Origin of the sequence: Variovorax saccharolyticus (genome assembly GCF_030316765.1) — a bacterium.
Classification (GTDB): domain Bacteria; phylum Pseudomonadota; class Gammaproteobacteria; order Burkholderiales; family Burkholderiaceae_C; genus Variovorax; species Variovorax saccharolyticus.
In genome coordinates this window covers 1016952-1039515 of sequence record NZ_JASZYT010000001.1, presented here as the reverse complement: position 1 = coordinate 1039515, position 22564 = coordinate 1016952, and the positions used below count along the sequence as shown (strand labels likewise).

At 67.5% G+C, this 22564-nt stretch carries 21 protein-coding genes; 11 read left to right on the top strand and 10 right to left on the bottom strand.

Annotation, left to right across the window (positions count from 1 at the left end):
- Nucleotides 1-194 precede the first annotated feature (194 nt).
- The gene (locus QTI45_RS05135; protein ID WP_286367668.1) at nucleotides 195-668 is read left to right on the top strand and encodes an Lrp/AsnC family transcriptional regulator; all 474 of its coding nucleotides are present in this window, start codon (nucleotides 195-197) and stop codon (nucleotides 666-668) included.
- 24 nt (nucleotides 669-692) lie between these two features.
- On the opposite strand, the gene QTI45_RS05130 is transcribed toward QTI45_RS05135, so the two are convergent.
- Together QTI45_RS05130 and QTI45_RS05125 are read right to left on the bottom strand one after the other, a co-directional pair.
- Entirely contained in the window at nucleotides 693-1334 is a 642-nt protein-coding gene (locus tag QTI45_RS05130) for an NrsF family protein (protein WP_286653688.1), read from the bottom strand.
- On the bottom strand, nucleotides 1331-1900 hold the full coding sequence (locus QTI45_RS05125; protein WP_286653687.1) for a sigma-70 family RNA polymerase sigma factor: 570 nt from the start codon (nucleotides 1898-1900) through the stop codon (nucleotides 1331-1333). Before QTI45_RS05125 ends, QTI45_RS05130 begins: the two co-directional genes overlap by 4 nt.
- Nucleotides 1901-2072: 172 nt before the next feature.
- Between QTI45_RS05125 and QTI45_RS05120 the strand changes: the two genes are divergently transcribed.
- Genes QTI45_RS05120 through QTI45_RS05085 form a run of 8 tightly spaced genes read left to right on the top strand, consistent with a single transcriptional unit; the run spans nucleotide 2073 to nucleotide 11355 of the window.
- Nucleotides 2073-3431, top strand: coding sequence for a GTP cyclohydrolase II (locus tag QTI45_RS05120; protein ID WP_286367665.1), 1359 nt, complete (start codon nucleotides 2073-2075; stop codon nucleotides 3429-3431).
- Nucleotides 3428-4837, top strand: a complete 1410-nt coding sequence (locus tag QTI45_RS05115; protein WP_286653686.1) for a DUF1688 family protein — start codon at nucleotides 3428-3430, stop codon at nucleotides 4835-4837. Before QTI45_RS05120 ends, QTI45_RS05115 begins: the two co-directional genes overlap by 4 nt.
- Before the next feature lie 52 nt (nucleotides 4838-4889).
- Nucleotides 4890-5519 carry a uracil phosphoribosyltransferase gene (gene upp / locus QTI45_RS05110; RefSeq protein ID WP_286367663.1) on the top strand — a complete coding sequence of 210 codons (630 nt, stop codon included), beginning with the start codon at nucleotides 4890-4892 and terminating at the stop codon, nucleotides 5517-5519.
- 43 nt (nucleotides 5520-5562) lie between these two features.
- On the top strand, nucleotides 5563-6546 hold the full coding sequence (locus QTI45_RS05105; RefSeq protein WP_286367709.1) for a BMP family protein: 984 nt from the start codon (nucleotides 5563-5565) through the stop codon (nucleotides 6544-6546).
- Nucleotides 6547-6565: 19 nt separating this feature from the next.
- Nucleotides 6566-8086, top strand: a complete 1521-nt coding sequence (locus QTI45_RS05100; RefSeq protein ID WP_286653685.1) for an ABC transporter ATP-binding protein — start codon at nucleotides 6566-6568, stop codon at nucleotides 8084-8086.
- Between the two features lie 13 nt (nucleotides 8087-8099).
- Complete coding sequence (locus QTI45_RS05095) at nucleotides 8100-9161, top strand: ABC transporter permease (RefSeq protein ID WP_286653684.1); 1062 nt, start codon at nucleotides 8100-8102, stop codon at nucleotides 9159-9161.
- The gene (locus QTI45_RS05090) at nucleotides 9158-10081 is read left to right on the top strand and encodes an ABC transporter permease (RefSeq protein ID WP_286653683.1); all 924 of its coding nucleotides are present in this window, start codon (nucleotides 9158-9160) and stop codon (nucleotides 10079-10081) included. The genes QTI45_RS05095 and QTI45_RS05090 overlap by 4 nt, the downstream gene beginning before the upstream one ends.
- The gene (locus QTI45_RS05085; protein WP_286653682.1) at nucleotides 10081-11355 is read left to right on the top strand and encodes an amidohydrolase family protein; all 1275 of its coding nucleotides are present in this window, start codon (nucleotides 10081-10083) and stop codon (nucleotides 11353-11355) included. Before QTI45_RS05090 ends, QTI45_RS05085 begins: the two co-directional genes overlap by 1 nt.
- Nucleotides 11356-11367: 12 nt before the next feature.
- Here QTI45_RS05085 and QTI45_RS05080 read toward each other — a convergent pair whose 3' ends face one another.
- From QTI45_RS05080 to icd, 6 genes are all read right to left on the bottom strand, one after another.
- Entirely contained in the window at nucleotides 11368-11886 is a 519-nt protein-coding gene (locus QTI45_RS05080; protein ID WP_286653681.1) for a GNAT family N-acetyltransferase, read from the bottom strand.
- Nucleotides 11887-11896: 10 nt separating this feature from the next.
- A complete protein-coding gene (gene sbcB / locus QTI45_RS05075; protein WP_286653680.1) occupies nucleotides 11897-13339 on the bottom strand; it encodes an exodeoxyribonuclease I in 1443 nt (480 codons plus the stop codon).
- Between the two features lie 3 nt (nucleotides 13340-13342).
- On the bottom strand, nucleotides 13343-14803 hold the full coding sequence (gene cls, locus QTI45_RS05070) for a cardiolipin synthase (RefSeq protein WP_286653679.1): 1461 nt from the start codon (nucleotides 14801-14803) through the stop codon (nucleotides 13343-13345).
- Between the two features lie 90 nt (nucleotides 14804-14893).
- Nucleotides 14894-17215 carry an ATP-dependent Clp protease ATP-binding subunit ClpA gene (gene clpA / locus QTI45_RS05065; protein WP_286367655.1) on the bottom strand — a complete coding sequence of 774 codons (2322 nt, stop codon included), beginning with the start codon at nucleotides 17213-17215 and terminating at the stop codon, nucleotides 14894-14896.
- Between the two features lie 67 nt (nucleotides 17216-17282).
- The gene (clpS, locus tag QTI45_RS05060; RefSeq protein ID WP_286367654.1) at nucleotides 17283-17642 is read right to left on the bottom strand and encodes an ATP-dependent Clp protease adapter ClpS; all 360 of its coding nucleotides are present in this window, start codon (nucleotides 17640-17642) and stop codon (nucleotides 17283-17285) included.
- 230 nt (nucleotides 17643-17872) lie between these two features.
- Nucleotides 17873-19132, bottom strand: coding sequence for an NADP-dependent isocitrate dehydrogenase (gene icd, locus QTI45_RS05055; RefSeq protein ID WP_286367653.1), 1260 nt, complete (start codon nucleotides 19130-19132; stop codon nucleotides 17873-17875).
- A gap of 99 nt (nucleotides 19133-19231) precedes the next feature.
- Here icd and QTI45_RS05050 point away from each other — a divergent pair, with 99 nt between their 5' ends.
- Nucleotides 19232-19639, top strand: a complete 408-nt coding sequence (locus QTI45_RS05050) for a cell envelope biogenesis protein TolA (protein ID WP_286653678.1) — start codon at nucleotides 19232-19234, stop codon at nucleotides 19637-19639.
- Nucleotides 19640-19788: 149 nt separating this feature from the next.
- Nucleotides 19789-20241: a DUF192 domain-containing protein gene (locus QTI45_RS05045; RefSeq protein ID WP_286367651.1), complete on the top strand. Its 453-nt coding sequence runs from the start codon at nucleotides 19789-19791 to the stop codon at nucleotides 20239-20241.
- A gap of 66 nt (nucleotides 20242-20307) precedes the next feature.
- Here the strand turns inward: QTI45_RS05045 and QTI45_RS05040 are convergent, their stop codons facing one another.
- Nucleotides 20308-20889 carry a superoxide dismutase gene (locus QTI45_RS05040; protein ID WP_286367650.1) on the bottom strand — a complete coding sequence of 194 codons (582 nt, stop codon included), beginning with the start codon at nucleotides 20887-20889 and terminating at the stop codon, nucleotides 20308-20310.
- Between the two features lie 96 nt (nucleotides 20890-20985).
- Nucleotides 20986-22263 carry an exodeoxyribonuclease VII large subunit gene (gene xseA / locus QTI45_RS05035; RefSeq protein WP_353621283.1) on the bottom strand — a complete coding sequence of 426 codons (1278 nt, stop codon included), beginning with the start codon at nucleotides 22261-22263 and terminating at the stop codon, nucleotides 20986-20988.
- Nucleotides 22264-22564 lie beyond the last annotated feature (301 nt).

Here is a 22564-nt window from a genome sequence, read left to right as displayed (position 1 = left end):
GATGAGAAATAGTCGATTGGGTTTCAATTGAGGGAAGCACTCCGGCGCAAGAGCCTTGTGAGCCCCGTCGAATCACTGCTTTCCAGGCCGAGAAGTTTGAACTTCCGCACGGAAAATCTGCTTTCATCCAAGACCCGGGCGAACCCTCAGGCGAGAAATAGAATTTCTTCATCGAGACACATGAGGAGAAAATCTTGTACGAATCCGATTTGGACCGTATCGACCGCAGGATCCTGGGTTTCCTGCAGGAGCACGGAAGGGCCTCCAACCTCGAGCTGGCCGAGGCCGCAGGCCTGTCGCCCGCGCAATGCCACCGCCGCCACCGGCGGCTCGAGGAAGCCGGCTACATCGCCCGCTACGAGACCCGGCTGGCCCCTGCCCGGCTCGACCTGCACGTGGTCGCCTTCATCCTCGTGGCGATGGAAAAGGGCCATATCCGCGACCTGTCGAAGTTCACCGACGTGGTGACCGACATGCCGGAAGTGCTGGAGTGCTATTCGATCACCGGCGACTTCGATTTCGTGATGAAGGTCATCGCGCGCGACCTGAAAGGCCTGTCGCAGTTCCTGATCGAGAAGCTGATGCGGCTGCCGGGCGTGGACGGCGTGCGGTCCAGCGTCTGCCTGGACGAATTCAAATGCACCAGCGCGCTGCCGCTGCCGGAGTGAGGCAGCCCTTCGGCAAGCGCCGCCTCACCACCGCAGCCAGCGCGCCCCGATCAGCGCGCCGGCCACCACCGGTAACGCGATGCCGGCCAGGTACCAGACCGCGATGTACGGCGCCGCCAGCTCCGGGCAATGGAAGGCATAGACCCAGGCCGCCGCGCCGCCGGCCAGCGCGCCGGCCGCCGCCCCCGCCAGGGCCGGCCGGGTCGGTGCCAGGCCTTTGAGGGCCCACAGCAAGGCCGCGAAGGTCGGCAGCGAGACCACGGCGATGTCGATCGCGCAGCTGCGCCAGGTCTGGCCCCAGACCAGGGCCGCGCGCTCCTCGGCCGGCGCCGCCAGCAGCGCCAGCAGGGCCAGCACCCAGATCACCACGACCGGCGCGGCCAGCCCCAGCCAGGCGCCCCGCACCCGAACGCCCGGACGCGCCAGCCGCTGCACGACCACGAAACCGGCCAGCGCGATGGCAGCGCCGAACAGCAGCCGAACCCAGAACATCGGCCAGAACATGGCCTGGATCAGGTCCCGCCGCACACCGTACTCCAGCAGCATCCAGGCGAAGGACAGCGGCAGCCCGATCGCCACCGCCAGCAGCAGCCGGCGCGAGACCGCGCGCCGGCGCACCGGCGCCGCATCCGCGGCCAGCAGGTCCACCCATTGGTCGGTGTTCATCGCGTCTCCCTGATCTTCTGCGCCAGCGCCTTCAGGCCGCGGTGGACGCCGACCTTCACGGCCGATTCCGACATGCCGGTCAGGCGCGCGGTCTCGGCCACCGACAGGCCTTCGAGCTTGGTGTGGACGATCGGCAGGCGATGGCGGTCCGGCAGTGTCGCCAGCAAGCCGGCCAGGTCGCGCCGGGCGTCGCTGGCCTCGTTGTCCGACTCGGCGAACACCGCCAGCTCGTCGTCCAGCGGGTCGTGCAATGCCTCGCGCCCGGCCCGGGCCCGCAGCAGGTCGATCATCTTGTAGCGCGCGATCGCATGCACCCAGGCGGTCAAGGGCTGGTCGGGCTGGTAGGTATGGCGCTGGTTGTGCATGGCGAGAAGGCATTCCTGGACCAGGTCCTCGACATCGTCCGGCCAGCCGAACAGGCGCCGGGCCAGGAACGCGCGAAGGTGCGAGGCGAGCTGCTGCAGGAACATCCGATAGGCGACCGCGTCGCCCGCGAGCCCGCGCACGAACAGCGCGTGCAGCCGGAGCTCCGCTTCGCTCTTCACCGTCGGGCTTGCCTTGGTCATTCGCGCGCCGGCGGCGACCGGTTACAGCCGCCGCCAAAAAAACAAATCCGCCGGATTGTGCCGTGCCGGCGCAGGCCTGCTCCGCCGGCGCGGGCGTTTACGGCAAATGGCGTATGCGCCGGCTTGCCAGTTCAGGAAGCCATCGGTACATTGTGTTTTTTGAGGGCCCGCAATGTCCGTAGACACCGTTCCGACACCTTCTTCCTCGTCCGTTCCAGCCGCCTCCCAGCCCTCCCCCGACGCCGCGCCGCTCGAGCCGGCGTCGCTCTCCCCGATCCTTCCCGCGACCCCTCCCCAGCGCAGCCACATCCGCCTGACCTCGCATGCCGGCGGCTTCGGCGCCCTGCCCATCCAGTGGGGCGCGGCGACCGCCGCCGAGCGCGGCCCGGTGGTCGGCACCACGACCAAGCGCGCGCATCGCAACGTCATCGGCACCCACAGCGGCTCCTACAGCGTGTACCGCGCCCTGGCGGTGGCCGCCGGTGCGCTCTCGCCGCACCACAAGGCCGACCTCACCAATACCTCGCCGACCGACGTCATCGGCCCCTACCCGCAGTGGAGCGAACCCGGCAAGATCGTCTCGCTCGACCCCTGGGGCGCGGTGGTGGCCGATGCCTTCGCGGCCGAGCTGGCCGCCGGCTACGACATCCGCCCGACCATCGCGATCACCAAGGCCCACGTGATCCTGCCCGAGGTGATCGAGGCGCTGCAGAGCGGCCGGCTCAAGGCCGACGGCAAGTTCCTCACCGCGGGCGGCGCGGCGATGGTCACCAAGGCGGCGATCGAGCCGGTCTGGTACCTGCCCGCCGTGGCCCAGCGCTTCGGCTGCTCCGAGACCGAGCTGCGCCGGGTGCTGTTCGAGGAAACCGGCGGCATGTATCCCGAGCTCGTCACGCGCTCCGACCTCGAGGTCTTCCTGCCGCCGATCGGCGGCCAGACCCTCTACATCTTCGGCAACGCCCGCGATCTCGCGAACCCGGAGGTCGAACTCACGGCACGCATCCACGACGAATGCAATGGCTCGGACGTCTTCGGCTCCGACATCTGCACCTGCCGGCCCTACCTCACGCATGCCATCGAGGAATGCATCCAGGGCGCGCAGCGCGGCGGCGTCGGCCTGATCGCCTACTCGCGCAAGGAAGGCCGGGCCCTGGGCGAAGTCACCAAGTTCCTGGTCTACAACGCCCGCAAGCGCCAGGTCGGGGGCGACACGGCCGACCAGTACTTCGCCCGCACCGAGTGCGTCGCCGGCGTGCAGGACATGCGCTTCCAGGAGCTGATGCCCGACGTCTTCCACTGGCTCGGCATCCGCAAGATCCATCGGCTGGTGTCGATGAGCAACATGAAGTTCGATGCCATCACCGGATCGGGCATCGAGATCGGCACCCGGGTCAACATCCCCGACGAACTGATCCCGGCCGACGCCCGGGTCGAGATGGACGCCAAGATGGCAGCCGGCTATTTCACCCCCGGCACGGTGCCGGACGCGGAAGAACTCAAGAAGGCCAAGGGCCGGGGGCTGGATCAATGAGCGGCAACAACTACGGGCTGGACCCGGACCACCCGACCGCCAACCCCGCGGTGCGCAGCGCGGATGCCGAGGGCCATGTCGACCCGGCGCTCGAATTCGTCGGCGACACGGCGCACCCGGCCGGCGCCGCCGCCTTCCTGCGCACCACCCAGGCCGTGCGCAGCCGCGCCGCGGCACTGTTGGCGCGGGCCCGCGCCGGCGAATCCGAATGGTTCACCATCGGCGATGACGAAGCCCTCGAAGACACCGCGAGAACCGTGGCCGAAGTCACGCGCGACCGCTATGCCTGGGGCCCGATCCCCTATCACAGCCGCTGGCGGCATTTCGAGGCCGGCGGCGTCAACCGGGTGGCCGCGCTCGACCAGCTGCTCGGCGATGTCAACGCCCGCCAGCGCGCCCGCGCCCACCTCGACCTGGTGCTGGTCAGCGTGCTGCTCGACGCCGGCGCCGGCCCCGACTGGCACTACTTCGAGGCCACCAGCGGCCAGCGCTTCACGCGCTCCGAAGGACTGGGCGTGGCCAGCTTCCACGCCTTCACCAGCGGGCTGTTCTCGTCCGATCCCGCGCATCCGCTGCAGGCCGATGCGGCGGGCCTGCGCGCGCTGGTGACCGACCGGCTCGGCGACGCCTTCCAGGTCAGCACGGTCAACCCGCTGGTCGGGCTGGCCGGCCGCGCCACGCTGCTGCGCCGGCTCGGCGAGGCCATGAACGAACGGCCCGAGGTCTTCGGCGACGAGGGCCGGCCCGGCGGGCTGTTCGATGCGCTCATCGGGCCCTACGGCCCGGCTGCGCCGCCGACGGCGGAAACCACGGCGCACGAGATCCTGTCGCTGCTGCTCGAATCGCTGTCGGGCATCTGGCCGGCCGCGAACGCCATCGACAGCATCGCCGCCGACGGCAGCGATGCGCCCGGCGCCTTCGGCTCCGGCGACCCGGCGTTCGCGCTCGGCGACTGCTGGCGCCACAGCGCGGTGCGCGGGCCCGGGCTCACCAACGGCTGGATGCCCTTCCACAAGCTGTCGCAATGGTTGACCTACTCGATGCTCGAACCCTTCGAATGGGCCGGCGTGAAGGTGCGCCACGTCGAGGCCCTCACCGCCCTGCCCGAGTACCGCAATGGCGGACTGCTGATCGACAGCGGACTGATCGTGCCGCGCAGCCCGGCGCTGCTCGAGCGCTCCTGGAAGGTCGGCGACGAGTTCATCGTCGAGTGGCGGGCCCTGACCGTCGCGCTGCTCGACGAGGTCGCGGTGCGGGTGCGCAGGGTGATGGAGCGCAGCGAGCAGGAACTGCCCCTGGCCCGCGTGCTCGAGGGCGGCACCTGGGCCGCCGGCCGCGTCATGGCACAGCGCTTGCGTGACGGTGCGCCACCCCTGCGCATCGAGAGCGACGGCACCGTCTTCTAGACTTCCACCTTTCTTCACAACGACAAGAACGCACTCGCGCTTCGCCAATTCCATGAGCAACGTCCACCTCGTCGACCACCCCCTCGTCCAGCACAAGCTCACGCTGATGCGCCGCAAGGAGGCCAGCACCAACAGCTTCCGGCGCCTTCTCAACGAGATCAGCATGCTCATGGCCTACGAGGTCACGCGCGACATGGCGATGCAGGACATCGAGATCGAGACCCCGCTGGAGACCATGCACGCCAAGGTCATCGACGGCAAGAAAGTGGTGCTGGTGTCGATCCTGCGCGCCGGCACCGGCATCCTCGACGGCATGCTCAGCGTGATTCCCGGCGCCCGCGTGGGCCACATCGGCCTGTACCGCGACCCCAAGACGCTGACCGCGGTCGAGTACTACTTCAAGATGCCCGGCGGCATGGAGGAACGCGACGCGATCGTGGTCGACCCGATGCTGGCGACCGGCAACTCGGCCGTGGCGGCGGTCGAGCGACTCAAGGAGCTGAACCCGAAATCGATCAAGTTCGTCTGCCTGCTGACCTGCCCCGAGGGCGTCAAGACGATGCAGGACGCGCACCCGGACGTGCCGATCTACACCGCCGCCATCGACCGCGAACTCAACAGCCACGGCTACATCCTGCCGGGCCTGGGCGACGCAGGCGACCGCATCTTCGGCACCAAATAATTTCCAACTCAACGAGGAGAAGCCTGTGCGCCACCGCCGTCAAATGATCATCCGTTCGGTCGCCATCGCCGCCGCACTCGCCGCGGGCGCGCCGGGGCTGGCGCTCGCGCAGGCCAAGCTCAAGGTGGCGGCGGTCTACACCGTGCCCTTCGAGCAGCAATGGGTCGGGCGCATCCACAAGGCGCTCAAGGCGGCCGAGGCGCGCGGCGAGATCGAGTACACGGCCACCGAGAACGTCGCCAACGCCGACTACGAGCGCGTGATGCGCGAGTACGCGCAAAAGGGCAACCAGCTGATCTTCGGCGAGGTGTTCGGCGTCGAGGCGGCGGCACGCAAGGTCGCCAAGGACTTCCCGAAGACCGCCTTCGTGATGGGCTCCTCGCTCAAGCCCCAGGCGCCGAACTTCGCGGTCTTCGACAACTACATCCAGGAGCCGGCCTACCTGTCGGGCATGGTGGCCGGCGGCATGACCAAGACCAACAAGATCGGCATGGTCGGCGGCTTCCCGATCCCCGAGGTGAACCGCCTCATGAACGCCTTCATGGCCGGCGCCAAGGAGACCAATCCCAAGGTCGAGTTCAGCGTCAGCTTCATCAACAGCTGGTTCGACCCGCCCAAGGCCAAGGAGGCGGCCTTCGCGATGATCGACAAGGGCGCCGACGTGATGTATGCCGAGCGCTTCGGCGTCAGCGACGCGGCCAAGGAAAAGGGCAAGCTCGCGATCGGCAACGTGATCAACACGCAGGACAAGTACCCCGACACCGTGGTCGCCTCCGCGCTCTGGAATTTCGAGCCTTCGGCCGATCGCGCGATCAAGCTCGTGAAGGAAGGCAAGTTCACGGCCGAGGACTACGGCCCCTACTCGATGATGAAGCACAAGGGCTCCGAGCTCGCCCCGCTCGGCACCTTCGAGGCCAAGGTGCCGGCCGACATCGTCGCCAAGGTGAAGGCCAAGCAGGCCGACATCCTGGCCGGCAAGACCACCATCAAGGTGGACGACAGCCAGCCCAAATCGACCGCCAAGTGAGGGCCAAGGGAAGCCGCCGGTGACGGTCCTGTCCCTGCGCGGCATCACCAAGCGCTTCGGCGCGCTGCTGGCCAACGACGCCATCTCGCTTGACCTCCAGGCCGGCGAGGTGCTGGCGCTGCTGGGCGAGAACGGCGCCGGCAAGTCGACGCTGATGTCGATCCTGTTCGGCCACTACGTGGCCGACGAAGGCAGCATCGAGGTGTTCGGCCGGCCGCTGGCGCCGGGCAATCCCAAAGCCTCCCTGGCCGCCGGCATCGGCATGGTGCACCAGCACTTCACCCTGGCCGACAACCTCAGCGTGCTCGACAACGTGATGATGGGCACCGAACCGCTCTGGCAGCCCTTCTCGCGGCGCGGCGCGGCGCGCGCCAGACTGCTGGCGGTGGCGCAGCGCTTCGGGCTTGCGGTACAGCCGGACGCAAAGGTCGGCAGCCTGTCGGTCGGCGAACGCCAGCGGGTCGAGATCCTCAAGGCGCTGGTTCGCGATGCGCGCATCCTGATCCTCGACGAGCCGACCGCGGTGCTGACGCCGCAGGAAAGCGAGGCACTGTTCGACACGCTGGCCCAGATGGTGGCCGAGGGGCTTTCGATCATCTTCATCAGCCACAAGCTGCCCGAAGTGCTGCGCGTGTCGCATCGCATCGCCGTGCTGCGCGGCGGCAAGCTGGTGGCCGAGGCCCGCGCGGGCGACACCACGCAGGCGCAGCTGGCGCTGTGGATGGTCGGGCATGCGATCGAAGGCACCGGGCGGCGCCCGGCCCGGCAGGTCGGCGATGCGGTCTGCGTGCTCGACCATGTGCGCACCACGGGCAGCGGGCACGATCGGCTGCAGGACGTGAGTCTCACGCTCAAGGCCGGTGAGATCGTCGCCGTCGCGGGCGTCTCGGGCAACGGCCAGGTGGCGCTGGCCGAACTGCTGAGCGGGACGCGGCGGGCCATCGCGGGCAGCGTCAGCCTGATGGGCCGCGAGCTGCCGCCCTCGCCGGCCCGGCTGGTGCAGCGCGGCGTGGCGCGCATTCCGGAAGACCGGCACGCGGTCGGCGTGATCGGCGACCTGCCGGTGTGGGAGAACGCGGTGTCCGAACGCCTGCGCAGCCGCGCCTTCTCGCGCTGGCTCTGGGTCCGCCGCGGCGCGGCAAAGGCCCATGCCCGCGGCGTCGAGAAGGCCTACGACGTTCGCGGCGCCGGACTCGAATCGCCGGCGCGCGCCCTCTCGGGCGGCAACATGCAGAAGCTGATCCTCGGCCGCGCGCTGATGGCGCCGGCATCGGCAGCCGCGAAGCAGCGCAACCCGCGGCTGATCGTCGCGCACCAGCCGACCTGGGGGCTGGACATCGGGGCGGTGGCCTACGTGCAGCAGCAGCTGATCGCGGCGCGCGATGCGGGCGCCGCGGTGCTGCTGATCTCCGACGATCTCGACGAGGTGCTGACGCTGGGCGACCGGGTTGCCGTGATGCATGGCGGCCAGCTCGGCGAACCACGGCCGGCCGCCGCCTGGACGCGCGAGGCGATCGGGCTGGCGATGGCCGGCTCATGAACACGCCGCCGGCATGAGACTCGAACGCCGTCATCGAAGCTCGCGCGCCGCACTGGTGCTGGCGCCCTTCGGCGCCATCGCGTTCACCCTGCTGGTGAGCGCCCTGCTCGTCCTCTGGGCCGGCGCGCCGGTCGGCCGCACCTACGCCCTGCTGCTGCAAGGCGGCTTCGGCTCGGTCTTCGCCTGGAGCGAAACACTGACCCGCGCCGTGCCGCTGATCCTCACGGGCCTGGCCGCGACGGTCGCCTTCAAGGCACGGCTCTTCAACATCGGGGCCGAGGGTCAGCTCTATGCCGGCGCACTCGCCGCGGTGGCGGTCGGCGGCCTGCACGGCGGCACCGGCTTCGAGCTGCCGACCTGGCTGCTGTTCCCGCTCATGATGATCGCCGCCGCCGCCGCCGGTGCTCTGCTGCTGCTCGGCCCGGCGCTGATGAAGAGCAGGCTCGGCGTCGACGAGGTCGTGACCACGCTGCTGATCAACTTCATCGTGCTGCTCGGCGTCTCGGCGATGCTCGACGGCCCGATGAAGGACCCGACCGCGATGGGCTGGCCGCAGAGCGTCTCGCTGCAATCCGAACTCGAGCTCGCCAAGCTGGTCGTCCAGACCCGCATCCATACCGGCCTGCTGTGGGCCGCCGGGCTGGCCGTGCTGGTCTGGCTCCTGTTCAAGTACACGGTGATCGGCTTCGACATCCGTGCGGTGGGCGCGAACGCGCGCGCAGCCGCCTTCGCGGGCGTGCCGGTCACGCGCACCGTGGTCCTGGTCGCGCTGCTGTCGGGCGCGCTGGCCGGCCTCGCCGGCGCGATCGAGGTGGCCGGGCGCACCAGCTACGTCACGCTGGACATGTCGCCGGGCTACGGCTACAGCGGCATCGTGATCGCGATGCTGGCCGGGCTGCATCCGCTCGGCGTGCTGGCGGCCGCCGTGTTCGTGGCCGGCGTGCTGGTCGGCGCCGACACCATGAGCCGGGCGATCGGCGTGCCGACCTACATCGCCGACGTGATCGTCGCCGCCTCGCTGATCGCGGTGCTGGTCGCCACCTTGCTGACGCAGTACCGGGTGCGTCTGAAGTGACCGACATCGCCGACATCCTCTCGAACGCGTCGTTCTGGGTCGCGGTGCTGCGCATCGCCACGCCGCTGATCTTCGGCACCCTCGGCGTGCTGCTGTGCGAGCGAGCCGGCGTGCTGAACCTCGGCATCGAGGGCATCATGGTCGCCGGCGCCTTCGCCGGCTGGATCGCGGTCTATGCCGGGGCACCGCTGTGGCTCGGGGTCGGGGTCGCGGCGCTGACGGGCGCCGTGTTCGGGCTGCTGCATGCCTTCCTGACGGTCGGGCTGGCGCTCTCGCAGCATGTGTCGGGACTCGGCATCACGCTGCTGGCGACCGCGCTGAGCTACTACGGCTACCGCGTGAGCTTCCCGAAGGTCAGCACGCCGCCCACCGTGACACCCTTCGCGCCGATGGACTGGCTGCCGATCCCGGTGCTCGGTTCGCAGACGCCGCTCACGCTGCTGGCGCTGCTGCTGGTGCCCCTGCTCGCCTGGGTGCTGTACCGCACGCCGGCCGGCCTCGCGGTGCGGATGGTCGGCGAGAACCCGCAGGCGGCCGAGGGACAGGGCGTATCGGTCGCGGCCACGCGCACGGGCGCGATCGTCGCCGGCTCGGCGCTGATGGGCGTCGCCGGCTCGTTTCTCACGCTGTCGGCCTTCAACGCCTTCTTCTTCAACATGATCAACGGACGCGGCTGGATCTGCGTGGCGCTGGTCGTCTTCGCATCGTGGCGGCCCGGCAAGGCGCTGCTCGGCGCCCTGCTGTTCGCGTTCTTCGATGCGCTGCAACTGCGGCTGCAGCAATCGGGCGATGCCATCCTGCCTTACCAGATCTACCTGATGCTGCCCTACCTGCTGTCGATCCTGGCGCTGGTGCTGGTGGCGCGCAAGGCCAGCTATCCGCAGGCGCTGATGAAACCCTATCGAAAAGGAGAGCGCTGATGCTCGACCTGCTGATCCACGACGCCACCCTCCCCGACGGCCGCACCGGCATGTCGATCGCGGTCCAGGATGGCCGCATCGCCGAAGTCACGGCGGGCCTGGATGCACCGGCCGCGCAGAAGCTCGACGCCTGCGGCCTGCTGCTCGCCCCGCCCTTCGTCGACCCGCATTTCCACATGGACGCCACGCTCAGCTACGGCCTGCCGCGCGTCAACCAGAGCGGGACCCTGCTCGAGGGCATCGCGCTGTGGGGCGAACTCAAGCCGCTGCTCAAGGCCGAGGCCCTGATCGAACGCGCCCTGGCCTACTGCGACTGGGCCGTCGCCAAGGGCCTGCTGGCGATCCGCAGCCACGTCGACACCAGCGACGCGAGCCTGCTCGCGGTCGACGCGCTGCTCGAGGTCAAGCGCCTGGTCGCCCCCTACCTCGACCTGCAGCTGGTCGCCTTCCCCCAGGACGGCGTGCTGCGCTCGCCCGGCGGCGTCGACAACCTCCGGCGCGCGCTGGACAAGGGCGTCGATGTGGTCGGTGGCATTCCGCATTTCGAGCGCACGATGGCCGACGGCGCCGCCAGCGTGAAGCTGCTGTGCGAGATCGCGGCCGAGCGCGGCAAGCTGGTCGACATGCACTGCGACGAATCCGACGACCCGCTCTCGCGCCACATCGAGACCCTGGCCTTCGAGAGCCAGCGCCTCGGGCTGCAGGGCCGGGTCACGGGCTCGCACTGCACCTCGATGCATTCGATGGACAACTACTACGTCAGCAAGCTGCTGCCGCTGATCGCCGAGAGCGGCGTCGCCGTGATCTCGAACCCGCTGATCAACATCACGCTGCAGGGCCGCCACGACAGCTACCCCAAGCGCCGCGGAATGACCCGCGTGCCAGAACTGATGGCCGCCGGCGTCAATGTCGCCTTCGGCCACGACTGCGTGATGGACCCCTGGTACGGCATGGGTTCGGGCGACATGCTGGAAGTCGCGCACATGGGCCTGCACGTGGCCCAGATGACCAGCCAGGCCGGCATCCGGGACTGCTTCGATGCCGTCACGGTCAACGCCGCCAAGGTGATGCACCTCGAAGGCCACGGGATCGCTGCCGGCTGCGATGCGAGCTTCGTCCTGCTGCAGGCGCGCGACCCGGTGGAGGCGATCCGCCTGCGGGCGACGCGGCTCAAGGTCTATCGCAAGGGCCGCCTGCTGGCCGAGACGCCGGCCGCGACCGCAGCGCTGCATCTGCCCGGCCGCAGCACGCAGACCCACTGGATGCAGCCCTAGGGTGAACAGGCCCTAGCCCGGCAAGTCGATGGCGCGCCACATGTGGACCTTCGAAACGAAGGTGCTGCCCAGCGAAACCGCGAAGGGCTCGACGCCGAAGACCGCGAAGCCGCAGCGCTCGTAGAGTGACTGCGCCGCCCGATTGCCCTCGGTCACGGTCAGCTGGACCAGCCTGACGCCCGGACGGGCTGCAGCCTGTTCGAGCGCAGCGTCGACCAGTTGCCGCCCGAAGCCGCCCTGACGCGCTTCGGCCGCGACATACATCCCGAACAAGTGGGCCTTGTGCCGTGCCTTCTCGCGCGGCTCGAACTCGAGCCCTGCGGCACCGACCAGGCGTTCGCCATCGAAGGCGCCGAGCACGAGCTGCCCGGCCGCGGGGGAAGGATCGAGGCGGGCGACCCACCACGACAGCGGCAGCGCCGCGCGTTCGGCGGCGCTCGAGGTGAAGGCATCGGGATGCAGCGCGTAGGCGTCCAGCATGAGCGCCCTATACGGCACGGCATCGGCGGGGAGCAGTCGGCGCACGGTCATCGCAGCGGCCTCAGACGGACGGGGCGATCGCCTCGGCGTACTCGTACAGTGCGCCGAGAATTTCCTCCGCCCGCTCGTCCGCGGTCTCGGCCAGCGTGTCGATCTCGGCGAACAGCTGGTCGACATTGCGAACGCCGCCCTCGCCCTCCAGCAGCCGCGCCACGCGGTGCGCCTCCCAGCGCTCGGCCTCTTCCTGGTTCAGGCTGTCGGCGAAGTTGCGGGCACGGTAGCGAAACAGCAGTTCCTCGAGCCGGGGGTCGTCGAAGCCGGTGCGCGAGCGCGCCAGCTCGGCCGGCGACAGCGCACGCAGCTCGTTGAGCCGGCGCCGGTCGCCGTTGCCGACGAAACCGCCGTAGAGATCCTCGTCCACATCGGGCGTGCCATCGCGGGGCCGCTCGTAGACCCGCGGCCAGATCGCGCTCATGTCGGGCAGGGCCGCGGCGATCGCGGCATGGCGCAGCGCCGCTTCGACGTCGATGCCCCAGCGCGCCGCCATCGCCGGCGCCAGCGTCTTCAGATTGCCCACCACCATCGGCGACTTGTTCAGGTGGATGCCCTTGAGCGGCAGCCGCTGCACGCCCTCGGGCAGCTCGGCGCTGCGCGTGAACAGCCGCAGCCGCAGGGTGTCGACATCGAGGTCGCGCAGTTCGCTTGGGTCGTGAGCCAGGTCCCAGGCCAGCAGCTCGTTCTTGTTGGTCGGGTGGCTGGCCAGCGGCCACATGACGGCCAGGCATCCGCGCTCGGCCGGGAACATGCCCGAGACGTGAAGGAAGGGCCGCGCCGACTCGCGCGTGGCCGGGAGGCCCAGTTCGGCCGCGACGCGGTCCTTGCGATGCAGGCCGAACGCGAAATCGAAGAGCTTGGGCTGCTTGTCGCGGATCAGCCGCGCCAGCGCGATCGTCGCCCGCACGTCCGACAGCGCGTCGTGCGCCGCCTCGTGCAGCAGGCCGTTGGCGCGCGCCAGGTCCTCGAGCCTGAAGCTCTGGCTGCCGTCGGCCTTCTTCGGCCATTCGATGCCGTCGGGACGCAGTGCGTAGGTCAGCCGCACGACGTCCAGCAGATCCCAGCGGCCGCAGTCGTTCTGCCATTCGCGCGCATAGGGATCGATCAGGTTGCGCCAGAACATGAAGCGCGTCACCTCGTCGTCGAAGCGGATCGTGTTGTAGCCGACGCCGATGGTGCCCGGCTGCGAGAAGGCCTGCTCGATCGCGGCCGCGAACCGGTGCTCGGGGATGCCGCGCTCCAGGCACTGCTGCGGCGTGATGCCGGTGATCAGGCAGGCCTCGGGGCTCGGCAGGTAGTCGGGCGCAGGCTGGCAATAGATCATCAGCGGCTCACCGACCTCGTTGAGCTCGGCATCGGTGCGGATCGCAGCGAACTGCGAGGGCCGGTCGCGGCGCGGCACCGCGCCGAAGGTTTCGTAGTCGTGCCAGAGGAAGGTGTGGGAAGCCATGGGTCAGAGCAAGGGAGAAAAAAGGCGGGCGATCGAATCGCCCAGGCGGCGCAGGAATGGCTGGCGCCGGTTGGCGCGCACCGGCGAGGCACTGCGCAGGTCGGTCTCGAACTGGGCCACCAGCGGCTTGGCGAGCGTCGTTCCATAGATCACGGCGCAGACCTCGAAGTTGAGCCGGAAGCTGCGATTGTCGAAATTCGCGGTGCCGATCATCGCGCAGTTGTCGTCCACCACCAGCGTCTTCGAATGCAGCATGCGCGCCTTGTACTCCCAGACCTTGACGCCGGCGGCGATCAGTTCGTCGTAGTAGGAGCGGGCCGCTGCGCTCACGACCAGCGAATCGCTGCGCCGCGGCACCAGCAGGCGCACGTCGACGCCGCGCAGCGCGGCGCTGGTCAGCGCCATCAGTGCCGGCTCGCCCGGCACGAAGTACGGCGTCGTGAGCCAGGCGCGATGCACCGACGACTGGATCGCCGCCAGGTGCATGCGATGGATGGCCTCGAGCGGGCTGTCGGGGCCGCTGGTGATGATCTGCACCGGGATGTCGCCCGCGCCCTCGTTCGGCGGCAGGCGCGGCAGCAGGTGCACCAGGGCCATGTTGTCGAGCTGGCGCGGAGGCTCGCCGGTCGCGTAGCTCCAGTCTTCGAGGAAGGTGGTCTGCAGCCAGCGCACCGCACTGCCTTCGATGCGCAGGTGGACGTCGTGATAGGCGTCGGGCCGGGTGCGGGCGTCTTCCTCGTCAGTGATGTTGACGCCCCCGGTGAAGCCCACCCGGCCGTCGCAGACCACGATCTTGCGGTGGGTCCGGTAGTTGGTCACCGGACGCAGCCGGCGCCCGATGCGGGTCTCGTGGAACAGCGCGACATGGATGCCGGCGGCCCGCATCGGCGCCATGAACTTGCGGCCGATCCGCTTGGAGCCGAGCGCATCGAGCAGCAGCCGCACCGTGACGCCGGCCCGGGCGCGCTCGATCAGCAGGTCGCGCAGCGCGGTGCCGATCCGGTCGGGCTCGAAGATGTAGTACTCGAGGTGCACGTGGTCGCGCGCCTCGCGGATCGCCTCGAAGATCGCGTCGAAGGTGCGCGCGCCGCCCGACAGCAGTTCGGCCGAGGTCGCACTCGACACCGGCAAGCCGCAGGCCGCCGTGCCGAGCGCGGCCATCTGGCGCAAGGCGGGCGGCGCCTGCTCCCTGGCGTCGCGCAGCATCGCCACGTCGGCCGGGGCCAGCGCGCCGGCGCGGCTGCGAAGCCGCTTGAGGCGCTGCTTGCGCAGCCGCTGCGGCCCCAGGAAGTAGTAGATGAGAAAGCCCGCGAACGGCAGCAGCGCGAGCGACAGGATCCAGCTCATCGTCGAAACCGGCGCGCGCTTCTGCATGACGATCCACATGGAAAGCACCGCGATATAGCCGCTCCATGCAAAGGAGAGGCCGGTCTTCCATTCCTGGCTGAGCTCGGGGATGATCAAGGCGAAAGGTCGATGGATGAAACGAAAAAGGCCGGCAGCAATGCTACCGGCCTTCTGATCGGAAGAATCCGCCCCTATGGCGGAAGGCGCTCAACCTGTCGCCGCCTCTTCGGCTTCGGGCTTGGCCCGGCCTTCCTTCTTCGGCAGCGGCTGGATGTCCAGCTGCACTTCTTCCTTGTCGTCGAGGTCGACAGTCAGGCGACCGCCTTCCTGCAGGCGACCGAAGAGCAGTTCGTCGGCCAGGGCGCGACGAATCGTGTCCTGGATCAGGCGCTGCATCGGCCGCGCACCCATCAGCGGATCGAAGCCCTTCTTCGCCAGGTGCTTGCGCAGGGCGTCGGTGAAGGTGACATCGACCTTCTTCTCGGCCAGCTGCGTCTCCAGCTGCAGCAGGAACTTGTCCACCACGCGCAGGATGATCTGCTCGTCGAGGGCCTTGAAGCTCACGGTCGCATCGAGGCGGTTGCGGAACTCCGGCGTGAACAGGCGCTTGATGTCGGCCATCTCGTCGCCCGCCTGGCGCGGGTTGGTGAAGCCGATGGTCGCCTTGTTCATGGTCTCGGCACCCGCATTGGTGGTCATCACGATGATCACGTTGCGGAAGTCGGCCTTGCGTCCGTTGTTGTCCGTCAGGGTGCCATGGTCCATGACCTGCAGCAGCACGTTGAAGATGTCCGGATGCGCCTTCTCGATCTCGTCGAGCAGCAGCACCGCGTGCGGCTTCTTCGTGATGGCTTCGGTCAGGAGGCCGCCCTGGTCGAATCCGACATAGCCCGGAGGCGCGCCGATCAGCCGGCTCACCGCGTGGCGCTCCATGTACTCCGACATGTCGAAGCGGATCAGCTCGATGCCCATGATGTAGGCGAGCTGCTTGGCCGCTTCGGTCTTGCCGACGCCGGTCGGGCCGCTGAACAGGAAGGAGCCGATCGGCTTGTCCTCGCGGCCCAGGCCCGAACGCGCCATCTTGACCGCAGAAGCCAGCACTTCGAGCGCCTTGTCCTGGCCGAACACCACGCTCTTCAGGTCGCGCTCGATGGTCTGCAGCTTGCCGCGATCGTCGTTCGAGACGTTGGCCGGGGGAATGCGCGCGATCTTGGCGACGATTTCCTCGACCTCGGTCTTGCTGATGGTCTTCTTGCGCTTGTTCGCGGGCAGGATGCGCTGGGCAGCGCCGGCCTCATCGATGACGTCGATCGCCTTGTCGGGCAGATGACGGTCGTTGATGTACTTGGCGCTCAGCTCGGCCGCGGCCTGGAGTGCGGCGACGCCGTACTTCACGCCATGGTGCTCCTCGAAGCGCGACTTCAGGCCCTTCAGGATGTCGACGGTTTCCTGCACCGTCGGCTCGACCACGTCGACCTTCTGGAAGCGACGCGACAGGGCCGCATCCTTCTCGAAGATGCCGCGGTACTCGGTGAAGGTGGTCGCGCCGATGCACTTGAGCTGGCCGCTCGAGAGCGCCGGCTTGAGCAGGTTCGAGGCGTCGAGCGTGCCACCCGAAGCGGCACCGGCGCCGATCAGCGTGTGGATCTCGTCGATGAACAGGATCGCGTTCGGCTTGTCCTTGAGCGACTTGAGCACGCCCTTCAGGCGCTGCTCGAAATCGCCGCGGTACTTGGTGCCGGCCAGGAGCGCGCCCATGTCGAGCGAGTACACGTTCGACTCGGCCAGGATCTCGGGCACGTCGTTCTGCGTGATGCGCCAGGCCAGGCCCTCGGCGATCGCGGTCTTGCCGACGCCGGCTTCGCCGACCAGCAGCGGATTGTTCTTGCGCCGGCGGCACAGGATCTGGATCACGCGCTCGACCTCGTACTCGCGGCCGATCAGCGGATCGATCTTGCCTTCCTTGGCCAACTGGTTGAGGTTCTGCGTGAACTGCTCGAGCGGCGAGGACTTCTCGTTCTTCTCGCCGCCGCCTTCCTCGCCTTCACCCGACGAAGCGTCGCTGCTGCCCTTGGCGGCTTCCGGCGGATCGCTCTTCTTGATGCCGTGCGCGATGAAGTTCACGACGTCCAGGCGCGTCACGCCCTGCTGGTGCAGGTAGTAGACGGCGTGCGAATCCTTTTCGCCGAAGATCGCGACCAGCACGTTGGCGCCGGTGACTTCCTTCTTGCCGTTGCCGGTGGATTGCACATGCATGATGGCGCGCTGGATGACGCGCTGGAAACCCAGCGTCGGCTGGGTGTCGACATCGTCGGTACCCGCCACCTGGGGCGTGTTGTCCTTGATGAAGTTGGTGAGCGACGCCCGCAGGTCGTCGACATTGGCCGAGCAGGCGCGCAGAACCTCTGCGGCACTCGGGTTGTCCAGCAAAGCGAGCAGCAGGTGCTCCACCGTGATGAACTCGTGGCGCTGCTGCCTGGCTTCTACAAAAGCCATGTGCAGGCTGACTTCCAGTTCCTGGGCAATCATGTGATTTCCTTTTGCCTTGCTGTAAATAATTTCTCAGATGGGTTGGAGCGCGCCCAATTCAACTGGTTCATTCGACCGGTTCGCTGACGCACTGCAGCGGATGCCCCGCCTGATGCGCCGCTTCCATCACCTGATTGACCTTGGTGGCCGCCATGTCGCGGGAATACACCCCGCAGACGCCTCGGCCATCGAGGTGGATCTTGAGCATGATCTGGGTTGCGGTTTCCCGGTCCTTGCTGAAGAACTCCTGGATCACGACGATGACGAATTCCATCGGCGTGTAGTCGTCGTTCAGCATCACGACCTGGAACATCTGGGGCGGCGCGGTCTTCTGCGGTCGCCGCTCGAGCACGACCGCATCGCCATCGTCCCGCTTCGGCTTCACGGCCGGTGGCGTCTTGGGGGTCGAAGGGATTCTGGTAGCCATGAAATTCATTTTATAGAGCCGCCGCCGGTTGCACTCGACGATGTGACACAACTGGTGGCGGCTTTGTGACATTCAAGGCGAATGCGACCGGAAGAGCATGCAAGCAGCATGCCCCGACAGCCCAAACGCCTGCCGCTACAGGGTTTTTCCGAGCCATGAAAAAGCCCCGGCACCTGTCGGGCCGGGGCTCGGGAGCAAGGCGTCCGCTGGAGACGCGTCGAGCGCCCTTTTTACATGTTGTCGATCATCACCTGCCCGAAGCCCGAGCAACTCACCTGGGTGGCGCCTTCCATCAGCCGCGCGAAGTCGTAGGTGACCTTCTTGCTGACGATCGATTTTTCCATGGCGCTGATGACCAGGTCGGCCGCCTCGGTCCAGCCCATGTGGCGCAGCATCATCTCGGCCGAAAGGATCTCGGAGCCCGGATTGACGTAGTCCTTGCCGGCGTACTTGGGCGCCGTGCCGTGGGTGGCCTCGAACATGGCCACGGTGTCGCTGAGATTGGCGCCCGGGGCGATGCCGATGCCGCCGACCTGCGCCGCCAGCGCGTCGGAAATGTAGTCGCCGTTCAGGTTCAGGGTCGCGATCACGCTGTACTCGGCCGGCCGCAGCAGGATTTGTTGCAAGAAAGCATCAGCGATCGAGTCCTTGACGGTAATTTCTTTACCTGTTTTCGGGCTCTTGAACTTCATCCAGGGACCGCCGTCGATCAGTTCGGCGCCGAATTCCTTGGCCGCCAGACCGTAGGCCCAGTCGCGGAATCCGCCCTCGGTGAACTTCATGATGTTGCCCTTGTGCACGATCGTGACGCTGGGCTTCTCGTTGTCGATCGCGTACTGGATCGCCTTGCGGACCAGCCGCTCGGTGCCCTCGCGCGACACCGGCTTGATGCCGATTCCGGAGGTGTTCGGGAAGCGGATCTTCTTGACGCCGAACTCGTCCTGCAGGAACTTGATGAGCCGCTTGGCCTTGTCGCTCTCGGCCTCGAACTCGATGCCGGCATAGATGTCCTCGGAGTTCTCGCGGAAGATCACCATGTTGGTCTTCTGGGGCTCCTTCACCGGGCTCGGAACGCCTTCGAAATACTGGATCGGCCGCAGGCAGACGTACAAGTCCAGCTCCTGGCGCAGTGCGACGTTCAGCGAGCGGATGCCGCCACCCACCGGGGTCGTGAGCGGACCCTTGATCGACACCACGTAGTCGCGCACGGCGTGCAGCGTTTCCTCGGGGAGCCAGACGTCGGGACCATAGATCCGGGTCGATTTCTCGCCCGCATAGACCTCCATCCACTGGATCTTCTTCTTGCCGCCGTAGGCCTTGGCCACGGCCGCATCGACCACCTTGAGCATCACCGGCGTGATGTCCAGTCCGGTGCCGTCGCCCTCGATGAACGGAATGATCGGCTGATCCGGCACATTGAGCGAATTGTCGGCATTGACCGTGATCTTCTGGCCCTCGGTCGGGACTTTGATGTGCTGATAGCTGGACATGAGACGCTGACTCCGGTGAGATAAGGTTGGAACACGCCGAGTGTCCAATCGCCTGAATACCCTTAGAATTTTAGACGCAACCGGAGGAGCCCGAAGGATGTGTCAACCACCGCCGGCCCGGCTCCGTTGTTGGCAGACCTTCTGCTGGCCGGGAGGCGTTTTCAAACCATTTCCATTGAGGAATCCGTAATGAGCAAAGTTCTCGCAGTCATGATGGCCGGCCTGTTCGCAGCTGGTGCATTCGCACAAGGCACCTCGCAAGAAGCCGCCCCTCCGACCAACACCAAGCCTCAGCAACGCGCGCAAGAGCGTCGCGCGGACCGTCCGCAAGGCCAGGTGCGTCCGCAGGCTGGAGACACCGCCAACACCGCTGAAGGCAGCGGTGGTCTGACCCAGAACCGTTCGACCGCCGCGGCGCAAAAGCGCCAGAGCACCCGTGACGACCGCCGCCGCGCCAAGGACGGCAGCGTTCGCAAGATGAACCCGCAAGGCGGCACGCCGCAGTAATCGGTTCTCCGGTTATTTGAAAAGGCGCTCCACGGAGCGCCTTTTTTTCGTTCCCGAATAGCCCGCCAATAAGAGGTAAGCTATGCGGTCAATCGATGATGCCCGCATGAGCGGGCATTCTTGTTTGCGTGCCGTCCCGAAAGCCGAACATGTTCCTCCGCCTATTCAGTCTCTTCGCGCTCTGCGTTTCGTTCACCGCCATTTCGCATGCCCAGGAAGCGCAAACCCAATTGCCCAGGGTCCGCATTTCGGCCGGCATGTACCAGATCGACACCCAGGTGGCGCAAACGCCGCGGCAACGCGAAATCGGGCTCATGTTCCGAAAGGAAATGCCGGAGACCGAGGGCATGATCTTCGTCTTCGAGCAGCCCGCGACGCAGTGCTTCTGGATGAAGAACACCCTGCTGCCGCTGACGGCCGCCTTCGTCGCCGACGACGGCCGCATCGTGAATCTCGCGGACATGCAACCCATGACCGAAGACTCGCACTGCTCCAAGGAACCGGTTCGCTTCGTGCTCGAGATGAACCAGGGCTGGTTCGCGAAGAAGAACATCAAGGCCGGCAGCAAGCTCGGCGGCGAGCTCTTCGCCAAGCGACGCTGAAGCCGCCCCGGGCAGAAAAAAGCCGACCCGCGGGTCGGCTTTGCTGGGGCTGTCGATGATCGGGGATCAGCCGAAGTTCTTCGCGACAAAGTCCCAGTTCACCAGCTTCGCGAGGAAAGTCTCGACGAACTTGGGGCGCAGGTTGCGGTAGTCGATGTAGTAGGCGTGCTCCCAGACGTCGACCGTCAGCAGCGCCGTGTCGGCGGTGGTCAGCGGCGTGCCGGCAGCACCGGTGTTGACGATGTCCACCGAGCCATCGGCCTTCTTCACCAGCCATGTCCAGCCGGAGCCGAAGTTGCCCACGGCCGACTTCACGAAGGCTTCCTTGAAGGCCGCGTAGCTGCCCCACTTGGCGTCGATCGCCTTGGCCAGCGCGCCCGTGGGCTCGCCGCCGCCAGCGGGCTTCATGCAGTTCCAGAAGAAGGTGTGGTTCCAGATCTGGGCCGCGTTGTTGTAGATGCCGCCGCTGGACTTCTTGACGATCTCCTCGAGCGTCATGCTCTCGAACTCGGTGCCCTTCTGCAGGTTGTTCAGGTTCACGACGTAAGCGTTGTGGTGCTTGCCGTAGTGGTACTCCATCGTTTCCTTCGAGTAGTCGGGCGCCAGGGCGTCGAGCGGATAAGGCAGAGGAGGAAGAACGTGTTCCATGTTTTTTTCTCGCGGGTTGGTTGAAGGAATCGGAGATTCTAGGAAGGATTCATGCGGCAGGCGTCGGACGCTGCCGCGATATCCCTGTCGCGGCCCCTATTGCACCACTTTCAGGTCCACCGAGCCGTCGGCCAGGCGGGCCGTCACGGCGTCGCCCGGCGCCAGTTCCGCGGCGCGCGTGACGGCGCGCCCGTCGGCATCCGTCAGCCATGCGTAGCCGCGTTGCAACACCAGTGCAGGATCGAGCAACTGCAGGCGCAGCGCGGCGCGGTCCAGCCGCTCGTGATGGCGGGCGAGCGTGGTGCGCAGGCCGAGCGGCGCCCGCGCCTGCAGGGCCTGCTGCGCCTGCGCGAAACGACCGGTCCGGGACAGCACCGCGTAGTGCAGGCGCTGGGCCTGGTGCGCCAGGCCCAGCCGTTGACGGGCCACCAGAGTCGACGGGCGCCCGAGCCGACCGGTCGCGACGTCGAGCCGCTGGCCCAGCACGTCGATGCGCCCCGAGACGGCATCGCGCAGACGCTCTTCGAGCAGGCCCAGCGCACCGAGCCACAGTTCGCGCGAGGCCGCCACCAGTTCGGCAGCAGCGGTCGGCGTCGGTGCGCGCACATCGGCGCAGAAGTCGGCGATCGTGAAATCGGTCTCGTGGCCAACGCCGCTGATCACCGGCACCGGGCTCTGCACGATGGTGCGCGCCAGCGTCTCGTCGTTGAAAGCCCACAGGTCCTCGATCGAGCCGCCGCCGCGCACCAGCAGGATGACGTCGACCTTCGGCTCCAGCGCATACAGCGACCGCAGCGAACGCACCAGTTCCGCCGGCGCACCGGCCCCTTGCACCGCCGCCGGCGCCAGCACGACCGGGATGTGCGGCACCCGGCGGCGCAGCGCGGTGACGACGTCATGCAGGGCGGCGGCGCCAAGCGAAGTCACCAGGCCGATGGAACGCGGCAGCACGGGCAGGGCCCGCTTGCGCGCAGGATCGAACAGCCCCTCGGCCTCGAGCCGGGCCTTGCGCTGCATGAACTGCTCGAACAAGGCGCCCTGCCCCGCGCGGCTCAGGCTTTCGACGATCAGTTGAAGGTCGCCGCGCGGCTCGTACACCGCCAGCCGGCCACGCACTTCGACCTGGTCGCCATCGCGCGGCGAGAAATCGAGCAGGCCGGCCGCGCGGCGGAACATCGCGCAGCGCAGTTGGCCCGATTCGTCCTTCAGCGAAAAATAGCAGTGGCCGCTCGCCGCCCGCGAGAAGCCCGAGATCTCGCCGCGCACCGAGACCGGGTTGAAGCGCGCATCGAGCGCATCGGCGACGGCCCGGCACAGGGCGCCCACGGCCCACACCCTCATGCCCGACGAGGGCAATTGCTCACGTTCCATCATCTTTTGCGCGCTGTCACAGGTCTGAGTCGTCCACAAGGCGCACCGTGGGACACCGATGCATCCAGGTGCCGGCACCACAGGCACGGGTTGTCGTGCAAGCCATTGATTTCATTGAAAAAACTGCTGCTCAATATTCAGTCGATCTGTGGAAAGGCCCGGCCGGCGCGGCTTTGCGGAGGTTGCTCAGCGTGTTAGTCACAAAGTTATCCACACATTCTGTGCGACTGCGCCGACAAGAATACTTCTCGTAACAGGGTGCCGCGCGGGTGGATAATCGCCGCGCATTTACAGTCATGGGCCG